The sequence below is a fragment of the Flagellimonas chongwuensis genome (assembly GCF_013376415.1).
Classification (GTDB): Bacteria; Bacteroidota; Bacteroidia; order Flavobacteriales; family Flavobacteriaceae; genus Flagellimonas; species Flagellimonas chongwuensis.
Genome location: NZ_WYET01000004.1, coordinates 494,376 through 515,904 on the forward strand (window position 1 = coordinate 494,376; position 21,529 = coordinate 515,904).

Here is a 21,529-nt window from a genome sequence, read left to right on the forward strand (position 1 = left end):
CGTTTAATTGAATAAACGGGAGAATAGTATGATGCCCATACGTAAACTTTTATCCCGAAAGTTTAACATTGATTGTTTTGAATATGGCAGGTCTCCTGGCTTGTGCTTTGTCTCCTACCTTCCCACCCATTGGGCAGTGGCTTTGAAGAAGAGACAATCGCCTACTACGTACTGATGTTCAAAAAACATCAGTGCCCATTCGGCACATACATTTACAGTTGCGGGAACAGCTCCGGTTTTGCACCGGATTCCCTTTTAATCCCACGAAAACTCCGTGCGAACCAAAATTCGGGGTCAAAACTAATCAATCTGTTTAATCTTTTTCCGCAAAAATTAAATAATCTTACTTTTGACTCATGGCAAAAAAACAGCGGTCAATTTTATTCCTGAGCTTCTTTCTGGTCGTTTCGATGGGGTGCAAACAAGTAGAAAAAAAGCAGCTTGTCCAAAATCAAGAACAGGCCTCAAGCATTGCACATGCAACCGGTTTTACCGTACAACATGAAGGTGATATCACCATTATTGAAGTCTCCAATGCTTGGCCAGGTTCGGACAGTTTCAAATATGCACTGGTACCAAAGGAAAGATTGGCGACAATGTCCTTTCCAAGAGATGCCTATGATGCCATTATCGGAACACCGATAGAAAAAGTGGTGCTCACCTCCACTACTCATATTCAACCATTGTTACAGCTCGGCGAACTGAACACTGTGGTCGGTTTTCCCAATACGGATTACATTTCTTCTCCGGAGGCTCGAGAACTGGTAGAAAGTGGGCAAATCCAAAATTTGGGCATGAACGATATGCTCAATACCGAAATAGTGCTCGCCTTGAAGCCGGAACTCATCGTAGGGTTTAGCATCAATAATGAGAATAATGCCTACGAAATCATCAAGAAATCGGGAACACCAGTAGTCTACAACGGTGACTGGGTGGAACACACCCCCCTGGGAAAAGCGGAATGGATAAGGTTCTTCGCGCCTTTCTTTGAAAAAGAAGCCTTGGGCGATAGTATTTTTGCATCCGTTGCATCATCATACCAAAAGGCCAAAGAAATCGCCCAAAAGGCACAAAGCAAACCAACTGTTTTAACTGGCGGATTATACAAAGATGTTTGGTACGTAGCTGGTGGCAAAAGTTGGATGGCCAAGTTTTTAGACGATGCCAATTCCGATTATCTCTGGGCCAACAATACTGAAACGGGCAGCATAGGGCTCAGTTTGGAATCGGTTTTGGAGAAGGCGCAAGGTGCTGAATTTTGGTTCAATCCATCTGCAGTGACCACTTACACCGAATTGGCCGAGGCCAATCCACATCACCAAGAGTTCGATGCCTATAAAAACAAAAGCGTCTACTCCAATGCCATTGACAAAGGCGAAACTGGAGGACTCATTTTTTACGAGTTGGCTCCTCACCGCCCCGATTTGGTGTTAAGAGACCTTATCAAAATATTACATCCGGAAGTATTGTCCGAACACGAACTGCAATTCATTAAACCGTTACCGTAAATGCAAGGTTCCCGAACATATCGGTTCTCTTTTATACTGATGTTGCTGGCCTTGCTATGTTCGTTGCTTTTGAACATCAGTTCTGGGTCGGTCACCATACCTTTTCCTGATACAATTTCCACGCTGTTGGGAGAAACTCCTGAAATTGCTTCTTGGGAATACATCATCTGGGATTATCGGGTACCGAAGGCATTTACCTCCATATTGGTCGGAGCTGGACTTTCACTGAGCGGACTTTTAATGCAAACCTTGTTCCGAAACCCTTTAGCAGGTCCTTTTGTACTCGGCATCAGTTCGGGGGCAAGTTTGGGTGCCGCAATTATTTTGATGGGCACCTCCATCTTTGCAGGGTATGCCTCTCTTTCATTTTTGGGCGACATCACCCTTTCCATCGCTGCAAGCGTAGGTAGTTTTTTGGTGCTCTTGACGGTTATGATTGTGGCCCAACGAGTAAAAGACACGATGGCCCTGCTTATTATTGGGTTGATGTTCGGAAGTATTACCTCAGCAATGGTAAGTGTTCTGGCCTATTTTTCCAGCGCAGAGGATTTGCAACGGTTTAATTTTTGGTCCTTCGGAAGCGTGGGCAATCTATCCATAAACCAACTGCTTTTGTTGGGAAGCATCGTCACCCTTGGAGTCCTGTTAAGTATTGCCTCCATAAAATCGCTGAACGCCTTCCTTTTGGGCGAAAACTATGCACGAAGTTTGGGGATCTCCTTGAAAAAATCTAGAATGACCATTATCATCGCAACAGGGTTATTGGCTGGCGGAATCACGGCATTTGCTGGACCCATTGCTTTTGTAGGTTTGGCCGTACCCCATTTGACCAGACAGATTTTTGATACCATGGAACATAAAGTATTGATTCCTGCCGTAATACTCTACGGGGCCATTTTGATGTTATTGTGCGATACCTTGGCGCAACTGCCCAACTCTGCCAGTGTTTTGCCCATAAATGCCATTACCTCCTTGGTAGGGGCGCCAGTGGTGATATGGCTTTTGGTCCGTAAACGTAAAATGATGTTCTAATGGCTAAAACAGAAAAAAACATATTGTCCATTAGCGATGTATCCATTGGTTACGGTACTAAAACTGTTGCAAAAAACATCAATTTTGATTTGGAGGCTGGAATGCTCTGCGGTGTTGTTGGGGTTAACGGTATCGGGAAATCGACCTTGCTCCGGACATTGGGCGGATTCCAAACCAAACTTTCAGGAGATATAATCTTAAATGACAAACCACTGGAAAAATATACCTCGGCAACCTTATCCAAAGAACTCAGTGTGGTTTTGACAGAACCCCCTGCTTCCAAAAATCTCACGGTGCAAGAATTGATCGCCTTGGGTCGTCAGCCTTATACCAATTGGTTGGGTACCCTGAACAGAGAGGACAAAAAACAAATTCAGGCGAGCTTGGATGCCTTTTTGTTGGATGAACTCCGAAACAACAAATGCCACGAACTTAGTGATGGACAGTTACAACGGGTTTTGGTGGCACGAGCCATGGCACAGGACACTTCATTGATTCTGTTGGATGAGCCAACCACGCATTTGGACCTTTATCACAAAGTGCAGATTTTAAAAATGCTTCAGGAACTGGCGCACCACAAACAAAAAACCATTCTGTTCACCACGCACGAAATTGAATTGGCCATTCAATTATGTGACCGCATATTGATTTTGGACGGAAAGGACCATCCCTTCGGAGACCCTTGTCAACTTATTGAACAAAAACACTTTGATACGTTATTTCCTTCGGAAATGGTACAATTTGATAATAAAACAGGAACTTTTAAAGTGAATAAGTAAGTACACTTTCCATTTCGGCATCAATCGGAATCCGTTATCTTTATCCTTCAGAAAATTTTTCATGAGCACGGAACTTATCTATGTAATTGTATTCATTATCGCATTGGCCATTGGCCTCTTTGCAGGGATGTACATTCAAAAACTGAAGACCAAGTCTACCGAGAGTGTTTGGCAAGACAGGGAAATCAAATCCAAAGAAGTGGAATTTTCATTGAAGGAGGAGTTAAGAGAGGTTCAAGCTAAAAAATCAGAGCTGGAAGTTGCCCTTGCCCGTGAAGAATCCAAATCTGACAATCTGGAAGAAAAACTGCTGGAACAAAAACAAGAACTGGAAAAACTTCAGGAAAAGTTCACCAAAGAATTTGAGAACCTAGCGAATAAGATTCTTGACGAGAAGAGTGAAAAGTTCACCAAAAGCAACAAAGAAAACATTGACAACATACTGGACCCCCTCAATAAAAAAATTAAAGAGTTTGAGGAAAAAGTGGTGAAATCCCAACAGGAAAACTTTGGTCTGCACGCTGCCTTAAAACAACAATTACTTGATTTACGCAGCCAGAACCTTAAAATTACCCAAGAGGCCGAAAACCTGACCAAGGCCTTAAAAGGAGACTCAAAAATGCAGGGGAATTGGGGCGAAGTAATCTTGACCCGCATTTTAGAGAAATCCGGACTCACCAAAGATAGAGAATACACGCTACAGGACAGTTTTAAGGACGAGGATGGAAAACGATACCAAACCGATGTGCTGATTCATTTACCGGATGGTAAGAAAATGATCGTGGATAGCAAGGTGTCCATTGTTCATTTTGAAAGATATGTGTCGGAAGAAGACGAGAAGCAACGGGAAATCTACTTGAAGCAACATATCGATTCCATAAAAAGGCACGTGGAAGAGTTGAGCAAGAAAAACTATCAGCTTTTGATAGACGAAAGCCCGGATACCGTTTTTATGTTCATTCCAACAGAGCCTGCATTTGCGATTGCTTCGGCATTTGAACCCAATCTGTACGAGGATGCCTTTGTGAAGGATGTGATCATCGTGACTCCATCCACACTGTTGGCGGCCTTAAAGTTGGTGGACAACCTTTGGAAAAACGACAAACAAAAGCGATTTGCCATTGAAATTGCCACCGAAGCTGGCAAATTGTACGATTCTTTTACCAATTTGACCGATGAACTTTTAAAGATCGGTAATCAAATCGGAACGGTACAAAACACCTACCAGAGCACAATGAAAAAGCTAACAGGGCGTGGCAACCTCATCAAACGGGTGGAAAAATTAAAATCCTTGGGAGCCAAGGCCAGTAAGAGTATAGACGATAAACTGCTCAAGCGCGCATTGGATGATGACCTTGAGGAACTTAACTAAAAACGCTACCATGAAAAAATTCCTGACCATTTTTATAGTTGCCGTAGTTGTTGGCATTGTGGGGTATTTTGCCTTTATCTATTATGTGCCCTATAGCGAAGGTTACCGTTCCGGGGAACTTATTAAGTTCAGTCGAAAAGGCGTAATAGTAAAAACGTGGGAAGGACAAATCAGTCAGGGATTATCGGGTACCAATGTATTTTCATTCTCCGTAGAAGATGGTGAGCAGGAAATCATAGAAAAAATGAAAGAGTTCCAAGGGCAGTACATCAAAGTGACCTATAAAGAACGCTACTCTACCTTTTTTTGGTTGGGCGACACCAAATATTTTATCACAGAAGTAAAATCAGAGAAATCACCGATTTTTAGGAATTAATATGAAAAAATTTAAATCATCCAGAGAAAGTAGGGTTGCCATCACCGAACTAATGCTCCCCTCCCATTCCAATTTTGGTGGTAAGGTGCACGGCGGCCATATTCTCAATCTTATGGACCAAATAGCCTTTGCGTGCGCCTCTAAACATTCCCAAAGCTATTGTGTGACAGCTTCGGTAAATCGGGTTGATTTTCTAAATCCTATTGAGGTGGGCGAATTGGCCACACTAAAGGCCAGCATCAATTACACGGGGAAAACTTCCATGGTGGTTGGTGTTCGGGTGGAATCCGAAAATGTGACCACTGGAGAAGTAAAACATTGCAACTCTTCCTATTTCACTATGGTTGCTAAGGGAAAAGACGGAAAAAACAAAAAAATTCCCGGGCTTGTCTTAAAGACCAAGCAGGACATCCGTAGGTTTGCCCGCAGCAAAGAACGCAAACAATCTGCGTTTAAAAGGGACAGCAAATATGAATCTAATAACTTTAAGGTAAACGAATACCTAGAGTTTTTACAAGGTGAAAACGTTAAGATGGATTTTGATTAAGCTTCGCTGCAGCCTCCTCATCCAAGAACCAAACGAGATTTCCTGAATCGGGATTCACCAAAGATGCCGGGTACGCGTCAGAACCTTCGGTTTTATCCACAATAGCTTCTACCTTTTCGGCTTTGGATGCGCCGGTGACCAAAAAAACTACTTCTTTAGCCGTGTTGATGACTTTACCATTTATGGATACCCTTTTTTGACCAGAGTCCGGATGAGTGGCCACCACACAATGGTCCTTGGCATCCCACAAATCGATTTCGTGTGGAAATATGGAGGCCGTATGTCCATCGTCCCCCATGCCCAATATCACCAAATCAAATTGGGGCACTCCTTCTATCCTATCTAAATTTATTTCCAATAGGTTCGCATATCGCATCGCTTCGTTCGCTGGGTCCTTTTCTCCCAAAATGCGGTGTATGTTTTCCTCGGGAACGTCAATTTTGGAAAACAAGTGCTCCACCGTCATCTTATAGTTACTTTCATCATCGGAGGGAGGAACGCAACGTTCGTCCCCCCAATAAAAATGCACTTTGCTCCAATCCACCTTGCCTGCAAAATTATCGGCCAGCACATCAAACACAATTTTTGGGGTGCTTCCTCCGGATAAGGCCACGTGGAATGTTTCTTTATCTTTTAGCTGGTCTACCAAATAATTGGAAAATTGCTCGGCGACCTCTTGTTTATCCTTATATATTTTTAAATCCATTCTGAATTAATTAGTTGTTCTCGACTGCGCTCGAACTGACATATTTTTTCCTAACTCCTAAAAACTAGCAAATCACACAATACCCTGGATCATCCGCCAAGTTCTCCGAAGGATTTCTCCAATAGCCCTCTTCTTCGATTAAGTCGTCTGCATTTTCGGGTCCCCATGCACCTGCGGCATAACCGTACATTCTAACGTCCTTACCTTTTTCCCAATAGTTAAGGATGGGGTCTACAAATTCCCAGGCCGCTTCTACCTCATCGGCACGTGCATACAACGTTGCATCGCCTTGCATGGCGTCCAACAACAAACGTTCGTAGGCTTCCATCACGTAGGTTTCGGCTAAACTCGAGTAATAAAAGTCCAGATTGGCACGCTCCACCTTGAAGCCCTGCCCGGGTACTTTTACCCCAAACTTAATCAGGATTCCCTCATCAGGTTGGATACGGATAATCAATTTATTATCCATTTCCTGCATTTCTGAACCCTTAAAAATTTGATGGTGCGGTTTTTTAAAGTGAATCACAATTTCGGTCACTTTGGTAGGCATACGCTTAGCAGTTCGCACATAAAATGGGACCCCGTGCCAGCGCCAGTTGTCTACAAAAAACTTGATGGCTGCGTAAGTTTCTGTAGTGGAATTAGGGTCCACCCCATCTTCCTCGCGATATCCTTTCACATCTTTTCCATCCACTTTGGATGCCACATATTGTGCACGAATCGTGTTATCAAAAAGTTCCTTTTCATCAGTCATGATTCGAAGGGACTTCAAAGCCTTTACCTTTTCGTTTCGGATTTCTTCTGCATCTGCTCCGATTGGTGGTTCCATTACTACCAACGAAACCAGCTGAAGCAAATGGTTTTGGAACATATCGCGTAGCGCGCCGGATTTATCGTAATAGCCGCCACGTTTTTCAACACCAACACTTTCGGCATTGGTGATCTCTACATGCTGAATATAGTTTCGGTTCCATAACGGTTCAAAAATACTATTGGAAAAACGGGTCACCAATAGGTTCTGTACCGTTTCTTTTCCCAAGTAATGATCGATTCGATAGATTTGATGTTCTTTAAAATATTTATGGAGACCTTTGTTCAATTCCTGGGCAGTTTCCAAACTATATCCGAATGGTTTTTCAACAATCAATCGTTTCCAACCATTGTTTTGGGTATTCATGCCGACATCGCTCAAGCATTGCGATACCGTCTCGTACAATGTAGGCGGTGTGGACAAATAATAGATAATGTTCCCAGAGGTGTTGTGCTTTTCCTTTAGAGCTTCAACACGCTTCCTAAGCGGACCATAATCGGTCTCGTAACTATCCCCAAGGTCCTCATAATACAGCTTTTCGGCGAATCCTTTTACCTTATCTTCGCCCAGGTCCTTTATCTTTTTGGTTAAATATTCGCTCTCGTACACCACCCTGTCCCTAAATGTCTCATCGGACATATCGCTACGACTTACACCAAGCACCGCAAAGTTTTCTGGCAATTGATTGGCCAAGTATAGGTTAAACAATGAAGGAATTAATTTTCTAGCAGTCAAATCACCCGACGCCCCAAAAATCACGAGCATTTGATTATCGGTCTTTTTCATAGTATTTTTTCTTTTCTGGCAAGTTTTGTTCTCGTTGACAAATTCACTTTAATATGATGTCAATATTTTTGAGCATGACGAATATAAGGTTTATTTTAGGTTCCTAATTCAATAAACATCAACCTTAGTGATGTCTTAACACCTAAGAAGAAGAAAAAATATAGAATGGCAGACACGTATGATTTTGGCCTTGTGGGCCTTGGAGTAATGGGACGTAATTTTATTTTGAATGTAGCCGATAATGGATTTTCTGCATTCGGAAACGATTTGGATGAAGAAAAAGTGGACGCTTTAATCAAAGAAGGTGGCAATACCGACAAAGTAAATGCCTCTTCCGATGTTAAAACCTTTGTTCAGTCGTTAACAACTCCCCGAAAAATAATGCTGTTGGTACCTGCGGGCAAAATTGTGGACAGCGTCATCGAAGGCTTATTACCGCATTTGGATAAGGGGGATATCATCATCGATGGTGGAAATTCATTTTACACCGATACGGACCGTCGTGAAGCTTATTTAAAGGAAAAAGGCATCAACTTTTTTGGAGCCGGTGTATCAGGTGGTGCCGAGGGGGCTAGAAAAGGACCAAGTATCATGCCGGGTGGCTCAAAAGAGGCCTATCAGCATGTGAAGCCTATATTCGAAGCGGTATCCGCAAAATATAAAGGAGAACCTTGTGTGGCCTATTTAGGACCGAAATCTGCCGGAAATTACGTAAAAATGGTGCACAATGGCATCGAATACGGTTTGATGCAGTTGACTTCCGAGATTTACGACATCCTGAAAAAAGCTGGTGGACTTACCAATGGTGAGCTCCATAAAACATTTTCCAACTGGAATGAAGGTCGATTGCAATCCTTTTTGGTGGAAATCACCTCCGAAATCTTTGAACAAAAAGATGACCTTACCGATGGCTACCTCGTGGATATGATTTTGGACAAGGCCAAACAAAAGGGAACCGGAAAATGGACCTCCCAAAATGCGATGGATTTGGGGATTCCTGTACCTACCATTGACATAGCTGTGAGTATGCGGGAAATATCGGCCCTGAAAGATGAACGAATCAAAGCGGATGAATTGTACGACCGTCCTTCTCCAAAAGCGGTGGACAAGAATGATTTTACATCGAAGACAGAGCAAGCGCTCTATTTTGCATTTATCATCACCTACGCACAAGGTATGCACCAATTGGCCGATGCCTCAAAAGAGTACGGTTATGAACTGAAACTGGGCGAAATAGCCAAAATATGGCGTGCAGGCTGTATTATCCGTGCAGCGATGTTGGCCGATATTACCGAAGCCTACCAAACCGATGAGAATTTACAAAACCTGCTGCTGTCCCCTTCTTTCGTTGAAAAAGTGAAAAGCACGGTGAATGCCGCCAGGGAATTGGTCAGTTATGGAGCCGCTAACGGTATTCCATTGCCCGGTCTCTCCAATGCACTCACTTATTTTGATGCATACACCAGTAGCCGCTTGCCTCTCAACTTGATTCAGGCGCAACGCGATTACTTTGGGTCTCACACCTACGAGCGTCTGGACCGCGAAGGTATTTTCCATACGGAGTGGGAGAAATAATTCAACCCTAAAACATAATATATCCATGAAAGGTTGGGTGTTTCTACTAGTAATCGGCGTTTTTATCTCCTGTGCTCAAAATAAGAATGATGAAAACATCAGGGAACTCTTGTTGTCCCAGTTGAAAAACACCCACAATACCCAAGAATGGTTTGCGCCAACGGAAACTGCACTTAAGGGGTTAACTTATGAACAAGCCATTTGGCAAGATAGTACGGCTAATCATTCCATCGCAGAACTGGCAACCCACATAGTGTTTTGGAACGAGATGAACCTAAAATCTTTCAATGATCTTGAAATTTCTGATAAAGCAGTGAAGAATGACGAAACTTTCCAGGTACCAAAGAAAGATGAATGGTCAATAACTGTGAAGCGACTGGATAGCATTCAAACGGAATGGAAAACTGCCGTAAAGCACGCCGACCTTGTCAAAATTCAAGACCGGGCAGAAGAAATCGCCAATATGAGCGCCCATACAGGTTATCATACAGGTCAAATTGTGTATATCAGAAAACAAAACGGATGGTGGAAATGAAAAAAACTCTCCTCATTTTAGCCTTTATCCTTAACCTTTTTACCATAACGGCTCAAAAAGAACCCTACGTGATTTACAACGCCAAAGGCAAGAAGGTCTCGTACAAAAAAATGCTCAAGACCTTAGAGAAAAAGGATATGGTACTCTTCGGGGAGTTGCACAACAACCCCATCGCCCATTGGTTGCAATATGAGCTTACGGCTGATTTCCACGATAAGAGGCGGCTTATCCTTGGAGCCGAAATGATTGAGGCGGATAACCAAAAGGAACTTAACGATTATCTTACTGGCAAAATAGATTACAAGGCATTGGATTCCACTGCACGACTTTGGAACAATCACAAAACCGATTATGCCCCGTTGGTCGATTTCGCCAAGGACAATAATTTGGTTTTCGTGGCTACCAATGTCCCCAGACGTTATGCAAGCCTGGTGTACAAGGGCGGTGGTTTTAACGCGTTGGATACTATCTCCGATTCAGAAAAGGCTTGGATTGCCCCGCTACCCATTGCGTATGACGCAGAACTGCCAGGGTACAAAAAAATGCTGGAAATGATGGGCGCACACGCCACTCCGTCTCTAGTTATGGCCCAAGCGCTTAAAGATGCCACAATGGCCCATTTTATCCTTCAAAATTATAAAGAGGGAACTCTATTCCTTCATTTCAACGGCGCTTACCATTCCAACGATTATGAAGGCATTCTTTGGTATTTACAATTGCAACGGCCCCAATTGAATTACGGAACCATCTCAACGGTTATGCAAGAAAATGTGCAAAGGCTGCAAGAAGAGAATCATCATATTGCTGACTTCATCATTTGTGTAGATCAGAACATGACCGCCACCTATTGAATCTTACTACTTTTTGAGGGTTATGTTTCAACTAGGGATAATTTGCTTATTTTTAAGGAACTAATTAACCAACTTCATGAAAAAATTACTCGCCACCATACTTTTGTTTGTGGCCATAAACCCATTAGGGTTTGGTCAAGTGCAATCCAAACTGGAACTATTGGATATTTTCAATATGGAATACGTTTCCGACCCGCAGATTTCTCCGGATGGGTCCAAAATCATCTATGTTAGAAACTTTAAGGATGTGATGACAGACCGCAATCTGTCCAACCTCTGGATCATTAATTTTGATGGCTCCAACAATCGGCCGTTAACCACAGGGAACCACAACGATTTTTCGCCAAAATGGTCCCATGATGGCAAAAAGATTGTTTTCAAATCCAACATGGCGGACGATAAAATGAAGCTCTACCTCATGTGGTTGGATACAAAGGAAACTATGGCGCTCACCAATACACCACAGTCACCTGGCTCCGTCTCATGGTCGCACGATGATAAATTCTTGGCCTTTAACATGTTTGTGCCCGAAGCGAATAAATCCATCATAAAAATGCCGGGCAAACCGGAAGGCGCCAAGTGGAACGACCCACCAAAGTATATCGACAAAATGAACTACCGCGGAGATGGCGCGGGCTATTACAAAGGAGGTAATTCCCAATTATTTACCCTGCCCATAAGCGGAGGAACTCCAAAACAGCTCACTTTCTCTGAGTTTGACCACGGCGGGCCTATTTGGGCAAAAGATGGCAACCATTTGTTTTTTAGTGCCAACTTCCATAAAGATGAAGAATTTGAGCCTGCTGATAGTGAAATCTACTCGATTAACGTAAATACAGGGGAAACCACTCCGCTCACAGACCGTTACGGTCCTGACGGGAGTCCGGTTTTATCCCCCGATGGTTCCAAAATCGCATATCTCGGCTATGACGACCGTCTGCAAGGCTACCAAGTTACCCGTTTGTATGTTATGAATACCGATGGCTCGGATTCTCAACTTATATCTGGTAATTTTGACCGCGATGTAGAAGACATGGCCTGGAACTCCAAAGGCAATGGGCTTTATTTTAGCTATACCGACCAAGGTATGGGCAAGTTGGGTACCATGTCCCTATCAGGAAAAGTAGATGAAATTACCGATGGATTAGGAGGACTTTCGTTAGGAAGACCCTATAACGGCGCTAGCTTTTCAGCTTCGACCAATAACAAATTTGCCTATACCATCGGCGATACCAGCCATCCTTCCGATTTGGCAGCGGCCGATACAAAATCATCAAAAAGACTGACCAACGTCAACGAAGACCTTTTCTCTTTCAAAAAATTGGGCAATGTGGAAGAAATGTGGTGGGAATCATCATACGACCAACGGAAAATTCAAGGCTGGGTCGTAACTCCACCCGATTTCGACCCATCAAAAAAATATCCAATGATTCTTGAAATCCACGGTGGACCATTCACCAGCTACGGTGCGGTCTATTCGGCCGAAATACAGGCATACGCTGCCGAGGGTTACGTGGTACTCTACACCAATCCTCGTGGCAGTACCAGTTATGGCGAGGAATTTGGAAATCTCATCCATCATGATTACCCCAACCACGATTATGAAGATTTAATGTCCGGTGTAGACGCCCTTTTGGAAAAAGGCTACGTGGATGAAAAGAACTTGTTCGTTACCGGTGGTTCCGGTGGCGGTGTGCTTACTGCATGGATTGTGGGCAAAACAGACCGATTTAAGGCGGCTGTCGTAGCCAAACCCGTAATTAACTGGACGAGCTTTGTACTCTATGCTGATGGAGTTCAGTTTTTCTCCAAATATTGGTTCGGCAAAAAGCCATGGGAAGACCCAGAAAACTACATGAGACGCTCTCCCCTTACCTATGTTGGCAATGTGACCACTCCCACCATGCTTTTAACGGGAGAAGAAGATTACAGAACCCCAATAGCGGAATCCGAACAGTTTTACGCAGCCCTAAAGTTGGAAAATGTGGAAACGGCCATGGTCCGAATCCCTGGTGCCGGACACGGTATTGCCAATAAACCCAGTAACTTGATTGCAAAAATTGCAGCTGTATTGGCTTGGTTTGATAAATATAAAGAGGACGAGTAAATTTTAAGAAGTATTTGATATAGTTCCCCCGCACATAAAAATGCGTAATAACCCATCAACTATATCATTATGAAAAATCAATTTGTACGTAGTATCATAGCAGTACTGACCATTGTTTTTGCAGCAAGTTGTGAGCAACCTGCTCCTGAGGCCAAATCAGGTAAAGAGTATTCAGCACAAATTCAAAAAATCATTGAGGAGAAAAATGAAAAAATCCAAGAGTACTATGCTTCTGGAATGATTGACTCCGCTGCTGCGCATTTTGCCGATAACAGCATTCAGTTTATGCCCAATCAGCCAGCCGTTGTCGGAGTTGAAAACTACAAGGCCGCTTGGAAGCAAAATATTCAATTTGGAAAATGGGAATTCGACCTCAATACCCAAGAGGTAAAGGCCAGCGGTGACTTAGCCACCGAATACGGGAAATACACCATGACATTTACCCCAAAAGAGACCTCTCCCATACCCGCAATGGAGGACAAGGGCAACTATATGGTGCTCTGGGAAAAAGTGGAAGGAGAATGGAAAGTGGTCTGGGATGCCCCGGTAACCGAGCTTCCGATGCCAAGTCAGGCTCCAGGCTCAACCATTGTTGAGTAAAACACGCTCCTAAATGATCCAACGGTTACACATACCCAAAAACCCAGCACTTTCGCAAGTAGTACAGTTTATGACCTATGTGAAGTTGACCCGAGAAGACATATTGGAAGGTAGAACCGCTATATTTCCAAACGCCACTACCAATATGCTATTCTCTTTGGACGAGGACATACTCGTTAACCGAACATCATCTTCCAATTCTATTTATACCTCCTGCAGTACCACGGTATTTTTTAAACCTTATGTTGGGATGAAGTTCATGACGGTTCAGTTTAGCAGTTTCGGACTTTCCTATCTTAAAAAAATACCCGCTTTCGAGCTATTGGACACCTTAAGCAATCTCGACATTATATTCACAACAAGTGATATCGAACGTATCTCCTCCCAGTTGAAGGAATGTGAAACCATTGGAGAAAAGTTTGTTGTTTTGGAGAGGTTTGTTAGCCGAAAAATAGGACTGCCGGAAGTAGACCCCCGACTCCCCTACGCATTACAACTTTTGAATTCCGAACACTCCATTTCCATTGATGCTTTGAGTCAATCCCTTTGCATTTCAAATAGAGGTCTCCAAAAGTTGTTCAAAAAGCATATTGGGATGAGTCCAGTTTATTACCGAAAAATTATTCGCTTTAATAAGGCGGCCCAGTTACTCCTGAACGATTACGAAAATTCTTTAACAGAGATCTCATATACCTGTGGTTACTTTGACCAGGCCCACTTTATCAAGGATTTTAAAGAATTCGGGGGCATCTCCCCTTCTGAGTTTTTACGTTTAAAATCAGACAGTTCGGATTTTTACAATTATAGGATTTCAGAACCCCATACCTTGGACGGCATCAAACAACAGGAAATCAATATATGAAAACCAAAACATCAATAATTCTCTTTTTGAACTTTGCGATAATTTGCATTCAGTATTCGATAGGTCAACAAAAAGACAAAGTAGAGGGACTCTCCAACCTCATTGGAAAGTTATATGTCAATGGCACCCTGCATGGAGGGGTTCTAGTGGCGGAAGGTCAAGATATCCTTTATCGAGATGCTTGGGGACTGGCCAATATAGACCAGCACACCGCTTTGACCGTTGACGAGAAGTTTACCATCAACAGTATGGGTAAAATGTTTACATCGATACTTATTTTACAGCTTGTAGAAGAGGGAAAACTAGACTTTGAGGATAAACTAAGTGATATGCTCCCTGAATTTCAGCACAAGAGAGTCAAAGACATTACGCTGCACCATCTTTTGGCACACCGCTCAGGAATACGGGATTATGGATTATTACAAATGGCAGGGCAACTTCCCTATAATTTGACACGAGATCAAATGTTAGCGGAAATTGGCAAAATGGATTTAAAGTTTGAACCCGGTTCCAAATTCAACTACAGTAATTCAGGCTATATGCTTTTAGGTGCAATCATAGAAAATAACCGTGGGAAATCGCTGCAAGAAGTTATGCAAGAGCGAATTTTTGAACCACTTGGAATGCGGAACACTTCCATGATTTATACATATGATCTTGATGAATTGCCACAGTACTTTTTACAAGATGGCACTATTTATCAAGAAGACGATGTGGTCATCTACGGAGGTGACGGTGCAGAGGTTTCCACCATGGACGATATGTATACTTTTATGATGGCCCTTGGTTCTGATACATTGTTGTCCAAAGCTATGTGGGAGTTAGCATTTACCCCGCACTCCTTTCCGAATGAAGTTCCTGAAGATGCTTGGCCTCCGCCACATCAAGATCCTTATGGATATGGTTTTAGTATAATGGAATTACCTTTTGATGGCGAAACAACCGCTAGAGCAGTGGGACATGGTGGAGCAGGTTTGGGAAGTAATTATGCACTCCGCTTTTTAGATAGTAAACGCATCATCGTCAACTGGAACAATATTTTCAAGAACCCGATACTTTTTGATGTCATAACCTATTTGGCAACCAGTAATTAAACACCTTCGTTTAAAAATCAGAAGCCCGGTTCACAAATGTAAACCGGGCTTCATTTTGGGTAAATCAATAGCCAAGGCTGTAGGTAAAACTATCAATTTGGGACTTAATTCCAGCCACCGCCCAAGGCGCGGTACATATTTACCTGGGCCAACAACTGGTCTTTTTTGGTCTCTACCAGTTCCATTCGGGATTCCAAGGCCTCCCGCTGCGCCAAAAGCACTTCGATATACTCTACCCTTGCAGATTGGAACAAACGTGTGGAAAGGTCAATGGATTCCGTTAGGGCCTGTACTTGACCATCCTTTAATTCATAACTCTTTTTCAAGTTATCAATATTGGACAACTGATTGGCCACCTCGATATAGGCATTCAAAATGGCTTTTTCATATTCAAAAACCGCTTGCAACTGTTTGTCAGTAGCATTTTTATACTGCGCTTTGAGAGCATTTCTGTTTATTAAGGGAGCTACCATATCACCAATGGCCGAATACAATACGGATTCCGGTGTAGTGGTCAGGTACTTGGTATCAAAAGCTTCCAATCCTAAGCCTGCCTTTATGGTAAACTGCGGATAGAAATTGGCTTTGGCTGCTTTTGTATCCAATTTTGCTGCAGCAAGTTCAAACTCTGCGCTACGCACATCGGGCCTGTTCTGCAACAACTGTGAAGGTATGCCGGCATATATGGTATCAATCGGCGTATCAATAAAGTTGTCGGATGGCCTTTGAATATGTTGTGGCGTGCGTCCCAACAAAAAGTTCAATCGGTTTTCCGCCTCCACAATTTCCTGCTGTATCTCATACTTATGGCTTTGGTTTTTCATGACTTCAGCCTGAAAACGCTTAACCGCCAATTCGGTAGCACGGGCAGCCTGCTTTTGCAGTTTTACCATGCGTAATGCGTTCTGTTGAATCTCCAAGTTCTGGTCTATGATGGACATTTGGTTGTCCAAAGCCATCAATTCATAATAAGAATCGGCAATTTCCGCAACCAGATTGGTTACCATAAAGTTTTTACCTTCTATGCTGGACAAGTAGTCATACACCGCGGCTTTTTTCTCGTTGCGAAGTTTCTTCCAAACATCGAGTTCCCAAGTGGCGAAGGCCCCGACCATATAATTGGTCAGGGGTTCGGGGAACTCTTCGCCTTCCTTCACCTCAAGGTTTTTTTCTACCGCACCATTTCGAGTGTACTCTCCCACTTTCTCAACTTCGGCACCAGCCTGAAGGTTGACAAATGGCAAATACTCACCTTTCTTGGCCTGAATCCTATTTTTGGCCATGTCAACCCCTTGCAACATAATATTCAACTCTTGGTTCTTCACCAAAGCCGAATCTATCAAGGCAATAAGGTTTGGGTCTTTAAAGAAAGACCTCCATTCCATCAAACCGGTATTCGTAGTATCGGAGGATTGATTTTGATAGGCCTCTGGAACCGCTACGTTCTCGTCCCTTATCTCACGAGTGGGTACACAGGAATAAACAGCAATCAGCGTTATAACTCCCATTAAAAGTGATTTACTAAACTTCATCTTGGTTGCCTTTTTTGTTTTTATTTCCATTTTTTTGGGTCGTCATTTTTTTCAAACGTTGATTCATCAAGCGCAGACGGGCCTTCAATTTAAAAACTGTGTCGTTTCGATGAAAAAACTCTTCCGACATTGGTTCATCATGCTGATCTTTGATCAAACTCTTGCCATCCGCCATTTTTGCAAATATGAAGTATAGGCCGGGAATCAATAACACCCCAAATAACGTTCCTACAATCATACCCCCCATTGCCGAACCACCAATGGTCTTATTCCCTATGGCACCTGCTCCTGTTGCAATTACCAAGGGGATCAACCCGGCAATAAATGCAAAGGATGTCATTAAAATAGGTCGGAAACGCTGTCTGGCACCTTCAATGGCGGCATCGAGTATGGTAGAACCTTCGCGACGTTTTTGTACGGCAAATTCCACAATCAACACAGCATTTTTACCGAGAAGCCCCACCAGCATTATAATACCTATCTGTGCATAGACATCATTGGCCAGTCCCATTGCCTTCAAAAGGAAAAAGGAACCGAAAATACCAACGGGAAGCGACAGGATAACCGCCAGGGGCAGTAAAAAGCTTTCGTATTGGGCCGCTAATACCAAATACACAAAAATGAGTACAACTATAAAAATATAGAGCGATTCATTTCCTCGCTGGGCCTCATCATAGCTCAATCCTTCCCATGCAATATCATAACCCCTTGGCAAGGTTTGCTCTGCAACCTCTTCAATGGCCTTGATAGCGTCCCCGCTCGTAAAGCCCGATGCGGGCAAACCACGTATGGCCGCTGAGTTATACAAATTGTAACGTGTAATCTCATTGGGGCCCAACTTCTTTTCCATGGTCATAAACGCTGAGTAAGGAACCATCTCCCCTTCTTCACTTTTTACAAAGAGTTTTTCCAGGTCTGATGGCATACCCCGATATTCGGGAGCAGCTTGAGTGTAGACCTTGAAGAACCTTCCAAATCGGATAAAGCCCTGTTCATAAGTACTACCGATCAAAATGTTCAGGTTTTCCATTGCTTTGCCAATGGACACCCCCTTCTGCATAGCTGCCTTATTATTGATTTTCAACTCATACTGTGGATAGTTTGCCGCATAGAAAGTGAAAAGGCCCGCCAATTCATCACGTTCACGAAGGGCATCCATAAATTCGTTGTTGATACGTTCGAACTCATGATAATCGGTACCGTTTGTTTTATCCAATAAGCGCATGGAAAATCCACCGGAGGAACCAAAACCCGGTACCGCTGGTGGCTCAAAATATTCGATAACCGCGCCCAAGTCCTTTGTCTCTTCCTCCAATTCTTCCATGATCTCGTGAACAAAATGTTCTCTTTGCGACCATGGTTTAAGGTTGATCAAACAAGTACCGGCATTGGAACCCCGGCCTTCGGTCATGATTTCATAACCTGCCAAAGAAGAAACGGATTCCACACCTTCTGTTTCTTCGCAAATGGCCTGAAGTTTTCTTGCAACTTCATTGGTTCTCTCCAAAGTAGCTCCTGGGGGTGTCTGGATGATAGCATAGATCATTCCTTGGTCCTCATTGGGAATAAATCCGCCCGGAAGTACTTGATTTGTGAAGAAAATACCGGCACAAAAAGCAATCAAAACACCAAAAGTGACCACTCTACGGTTAACGATTTTGCTCAATATCCCGATATACCTCCCTGTTAGTTTCTCGAACCTTCGGTTAAACCAATCTATAAATCTATTTATGGGAGATTTTCTTCTGGGTTTTCCGTGATTGTTCTTCAACATCATAGCGCAAAGCACGGGAGTCAATGTAAGTGCTACCAAAGCCGAAATTATAATAGATCCCGCCATGGTTATGGAAAACTGCCTGTAGAACACCCCTACCGGGCCCGTCATAAAGGAAATGGGTATAAATACGGACACCATCACCATTGTAATGGCAATAATGGCCCCTCCTATTTCTCCCAATACTTCATAAGCGGCCTTATAAGGTGTCAGGTTCTCTTTTTCCATCTTCATATGGACTGCCTCCACCACCACAATGGCATCATCTACCACAATACCGATGGCCAAAACCAGGGCAAATAGTGTGATGAGGTTAATGGACAATCCAAAAAGCTGCATCACAAAGAATGCACCGATGAGGGATACGGGCACTGCGATAATCGGAATCAATGTGGACCGCCAATCCCCCAAAAAGAGGAATACCACTACTGCGACCAGAATGAAAGCATCTCTTAACGTATGCAAAACCTGTTCTATGGAGGCATCTAAAAAGTTGGACACATCATAACTGATTTTATAATCAATTCCAGGGGGCATTTCTGCTTCAAGCTCAGTCAGTTTTTCCTTAACAGATTTAATGACGTCACTACCATTACTGCCAAATGTTTGTTTCAAAACAATAGAGGCGGATGGTTTTCCATCAAGATTGGAATAAATATCAAAAAATTCGCTTCCTAGTTCCACATCAGCTAAATCGCCAAGCTTCAACATCTCCCCCTCTTCATTGGCTTTTATGATGATGTCCTTATACTGATCTGGTTCGTTGTACCTGTCCTGATAGACCAAAACGTACTCCAATGATTGTGCTCGCTTTCCCGAACTTCGTCCCAGACGGCCAGGTCTTGCCAGGATACTCTGTTCCTCCATAGCCTTCAGGATTTCCTCGGCCGACACATTGTAAGCTCGCATACGGTCTGGTTTTAACCAAACCCGCATCGCAAACTTTCGGCTACCAAGGATTTGGGCACTGGCTATCCCATTGATACGCTGTATTTCTGGAATCATTTTGGTATATGCGTAATTGTACAGGAACTTTTCGTCGTTGTTTTTGGCATCGCTGTACAGGTTGACATACATCAGCATACTGGGTTGCACGGGGGTAATGATCACTCCTTCACGTTGCACCAGTTCTGGCAGCAACGGCATTACTTGATCTACCCTTGTCTTTACCCGAACCACGGCTTGGTTGGGGTCGGTACCCGGTTCAAAAATCACTCTTAAGGTTCCCTCACCCGCACTGGTGGCATCGGAAGCGATATAGCGCATGCCCTGTACCCCATTTATTGAGGTTTCCAAAGGAATAAGGGTTGATTTCACCAACACATCGGCACTTGAACCAGGGTAAGCAATAAAAATATTGACCGTGGTAGGGGCGATTTGTGGGAACTGCGAAATGGGCAGTTGTTTTATGGCCAACAGTCCTGTAAATACAATTATGACAGAGATCACAATCGCCAATACAGGTCTGTGTATAAATCTTTTAAACATGTTTAAAATTTATGGGATTGTTACTCAGAATAAAGGTCTAGATGAGAAAGTATGGATTCCGGCTTTTCGAACTCGTAATGGATTTTTTCTCCGTTTCTAACCATACGGATGCCCTCCAAGAGCACCTTGTCTTTCAACGAAAGTCCTTTTTCTACCACAAAAAGATGTGGCAATTCGGCACCAACTATAATTTCACGTTGCTGTACGGCATCGTTCTCATCAAGAACAAAAACAAACTTTTTGTCCAGAACTTCAAAAGTTGCTTTTTGGGGGATCAACATAGCGTTTGCCAATGGCACCCTCATTAAGATACTTCCTGTTTCGCCATGTCTTAAAATCCCATCAGGATTGGCAAACGTTGCCCTAAAGGCTATGTTTCCTGTTTCGTTGTTGAACTCGCCCTCAATGGTTTCGACCACTCCGGGTTGGTTGAACTTTTTGTTGTTGGCCATTAAAAGTTCCACCTGTTGTTTCTCGTTCTTCTTAGCACTGGTAATGTAATCCAGGTACTCGGCTTCGGGCACATTGAAATATACCCACATTTTGGAATTATCGGACAGTTTGGTCAATAATTCCCCTTCATCCAAAAGACTACCTTCCCTAACTTCCAGATGGTCCATTATACCGTCAAATGGAGCGCGGATATCCGTAAATCCCAAATGGGTCTCGGCCAAACTCACTTCGGCCTTCGCCCTATCAAACTCTGCTTTGGACATTGCCAATTCGTTAGTGGATACTACGTCGCCATCGGCCAACAACTTGGTGTTCTTGTATTCTATTTCGGCCACTTCTGCTTCGGCCTTGGCTTTCTGTAAATCGGCCTGATATACATTTGGCATAATATGGAACATTCGTTGCCCCTTTTTTACATGTTGTCCCTCATCCACATAAATGTGCTGTAGGTACCCTTTTTCCAAGGCCCTAAGCTCTATATGCCTAGTGGAATGGATTTGACATACATAATCTTTGGTGATGGATGTGTCCATTTGTATTGGACTGGACACGAGATATTTGGTTTCTTCCTTGTTTTCGTGTTGTTTGGATTCGCAGCTCACATAGCACATCGCTATAAGCAAGCCGATGAAGATAGAAAATCTCCTCATAGTTTTACTGGTTTAAAAAATGTTTAGAAATGGTCAAGGGAAGTCCGAATCCACTTAAAGGGACCTACCCTTGGTTATTGATTGATACCCA

General features: G+C 43.2%; 18 protein-coding genes and 1 riboswitch. Of the genes, 13 read left to right on the plus strand and 5 right to left on the minus strand.

Translation table 11 applies throughout. The annotated features are described in order from the left end of the window. Positions 1-68: 68 nt before the first annotated feature. Positions 69-301, minus strand: a riboswitch (cobalamin riboswitch). Positions 302-356: 55 nt separating this feature from the next. The 6 genes from GUA46_RS09350 (at position 357) to GUA46_RS09375 (ending at position 5,614) form a co-directional block, all read left to right on the plus strand. Beyond that, positions 357-1,508 carry an ABC transporter substrate-binding protein gene (locus GUA46_RS09350; protein WP_176620263.1) on the plus strand — a complete coding sequence of 384 codons (1,152 nt, stop codon included), beginning with the start codon at positions 357-359 and terminating at the stop codon, positions 1,506-1,508. Continuing rightward, the gene (locus GUA46_RS09355) at positions 1,509-2,540 is read left to right on the plus strand and encodes a FecCD family ABC transporter permease (protein ID WP_176620264.1); all 1,032 of its coding nucleotides are present in this window, start codon (positions 1,509-1,511) and stop codon (positions 2,538-2,540) included. Continuing rightward, positions 2,540-3,319: an ABC transporter ATP-binding protein gene (locus GUA46_RS09360; RefSeq protein ID WP_176620265.1), complete on the plus strand. Its 780-nt coding sequence runs from the start codon at positions 2,540-2,542 to the stop codon at positions 3,317-3,319. Before GUA46_RS09355 ends, GUA46_RS09360 begins: the two co-directional genes overlap by 1 nt. A 61-nt stretch (positions 3,320-3,380) precedes the next feature. Next, a complete protein-coding gene (locus GUA46_RS09365; protein ID WP_176620266.1) occupies positions 3,381-4,691 on the plus strand; it encodes a DNA recombination protein RmuC in 1,311 nt (436 codons plus the stop codon). 10 nt (positions 4,692-4,701) lie between these two features. Further along, positions 4,702-5,067, plus strand: coding sequence for a 6-phosphogluconate dehydrogenase (locus GUA46_RS09370; protein ID WP_108244728.1), 366 nt, complete (start codon positions 4,702-4,704; stop codon positions 5,065-5,067). A gap of 1 nt (position 5,068) precedes the next feature. After that, on the plus strand, positions 5,069-5,614 hold the full coding sequence (locus GUA46_RS09375) for an acyl-CoA thioesterase (protein WP_176620267.1): 546 nt from the start codon (positions 5,069-5,071) through the stop codon (positions 5,612-5,614). Here the strand turns inward: GUA46_RS09375 and pgl are convergent. Together pgl and zwf are read right to left on the minus strand one after the other, a co-directional pair. Beyond that, the gene (pgl, locus tag GUA46_RS09380) at positions 5,595-6,320 is read right to left on the minus strand and encodes a 6-phosphogluconolactonase (protein ID WP_176620268.1); all 726 of its coding nucleotides are present in this window, start codon (positions 6,318-6,320) and stop codon (positions 5,595-5,597) included. The two genes, GUA46_RS09375 and pgl, sit on opposite strands and share 20 nt — an antisense overlap. Before the next feature lie 64 nt (positions 6,321-6,384). After that, positions 6,385-7,917: a glucose-6-phosphate dehydrogenase gene (gene zwf, locus GUA46_RS09385; protein ID WP_176620269.1), complete on the minus strand. Its 1,533-nt coding sequence runs from the start codon at positions 7,915-7,917 to the stop codon at positions 6,385-6,387. A 165-nt stretch (positions 7,918-8,082) separates the two neighbouring features. Here zwf and gndA point away from each other — a divergent pair, with 165 nt between their 5' ends. From gndA to GUA46_RS09420, 7 genes are all read left to right on the plus strand, one after another. After that, positions 8,083-9,492, plus strand: coding sequence for an NADP-dependent phosphogluconate dehydrogenase (gene gndA, locus GUA46_RS09390; protein ID WP_176620270.1), 1,410 nt, complete (start codon positions 8,083-8,085; stop codon positions 9,490-9,492). Between the two features lie 25 nt (positions 9,493-9,517). After that, positions 9,518-10,027, plus strand: a complete 510-nt coding sequence (locus tag GUA46_RS09395; protein ID WP_176620271.1) for a DinB family protein — start codon at positions 9,518-9,520, stop codon at positions 10,025-10,027. After that, positions 10,024-10,878 carry a ChaN family lipoprotein gene (locus GUA46_RS09400; RefSeq protein WP_176620272.1) on the plus strand — a complete coding sequence of 285 codons (855 nt, stop codon included), beginning with the start codon at positions 10,024-10,026 and terminating at the stop codon, positions 10,876-10,878. The genes GUA46_RS09395 and GUA46_RS09400 overlap by 4 nt, the downstream gene beginning before the upstream one ends. 76 nt (positions 10,879-10,954) lie before the next feature. Beyond that, on the plus strand, positions 10,955-12,985 hold the full coding sequence (locus tag GUA46_RS09405) for a S9 family peptidase (RefSeq protein WP_176620273.1): 2,031 nt from the start codon (positions 10,955-10,957) through the stop codon (positions 12,983-12,985). A 69-nt stretch (positions 12,986-13,054) separates the two neighbouring features. Continuing rightward, positions 13,055-13,585, plus strand: a complete 531-nt coding sequence (locus GUA46_RS09410; RefSeq protein ID WP_176620274.1) for a YybH family protein — start codon at positions 13,055-13,057, stop codon at positions 13,583-13,585. Between the two features lie 13 nt (positions 13,586-13,598). Beyond that, positions 13,599-14,447, plus strand: a complete 849-nt coding sequence (locus GUA46_RS09415; protein WP_176620275.1) for a helix-turn-helix domain-containing protein — start codon at positions 13,599-13,601, stop codon at positions 14,445-14,447. Next, positions 14,444-15,541: a serine hydrolase domain-containing protein gene (locus GUA46_RS09420; RefSeq protein WP_176620276.1), complete on the plus strand. Its 1,098-nt coding sequence runs from the start codon at positions 14,444-14,446 to the stop codon at positions 15,539-15,541. Before GUA46_RS09415 ends, GUA46_RS09420 begins: the two co-directional genes overlap by 4 nt. A 104-nt stretch (positions 15,542-15,645) precedes the next feature. Here GUA46_RS09420 and GUA46_RS09425 read toward each other — a convergent pair whose 3' ends face one another. From GUA46_RS09425 to GUA46_RS09435, 3 genes are read right to left on the minus strand one after another with little or no spacing between them, the layout of a single operon-like run. Further along, positions 15,646-17,049, minus strand: a complete 1,404-nt coding sequence (locus GUA46_RS09425) for a TolC family protein (protein WP_229418479.1) — start codon at positions 17,047-17,049, stop codon at positions 15,646-15,648. Positions 17,050-17,062: 13 nt separating this feature from the next. Beyond that, positions 17,063-20,335 (minus strand): efflux RND transporter permease subunit, encoded by a 3,273-nt coding sequence (locus GUA46_RS09430; RefSeq protein WP_176620278.1) that lies wholly within the window; start codon positions 20,333-20,335, stop codon positions 17,063-17,065. 20 nt (positions 20,336-20,355) lie between these two features. After that, complete coding sequence (locus GUA46_RS09435; protein WP_176620279.1) at positions 20,356-21,438, minus strand: efflux RND transporter periplasmic adaptor subunit; 1,083 nt, start codon at positions 21,436-21,438, stop codon at positions 20,356-20,358. Positions 21,439-21,529: the final 91 nt, after the last annotated feature.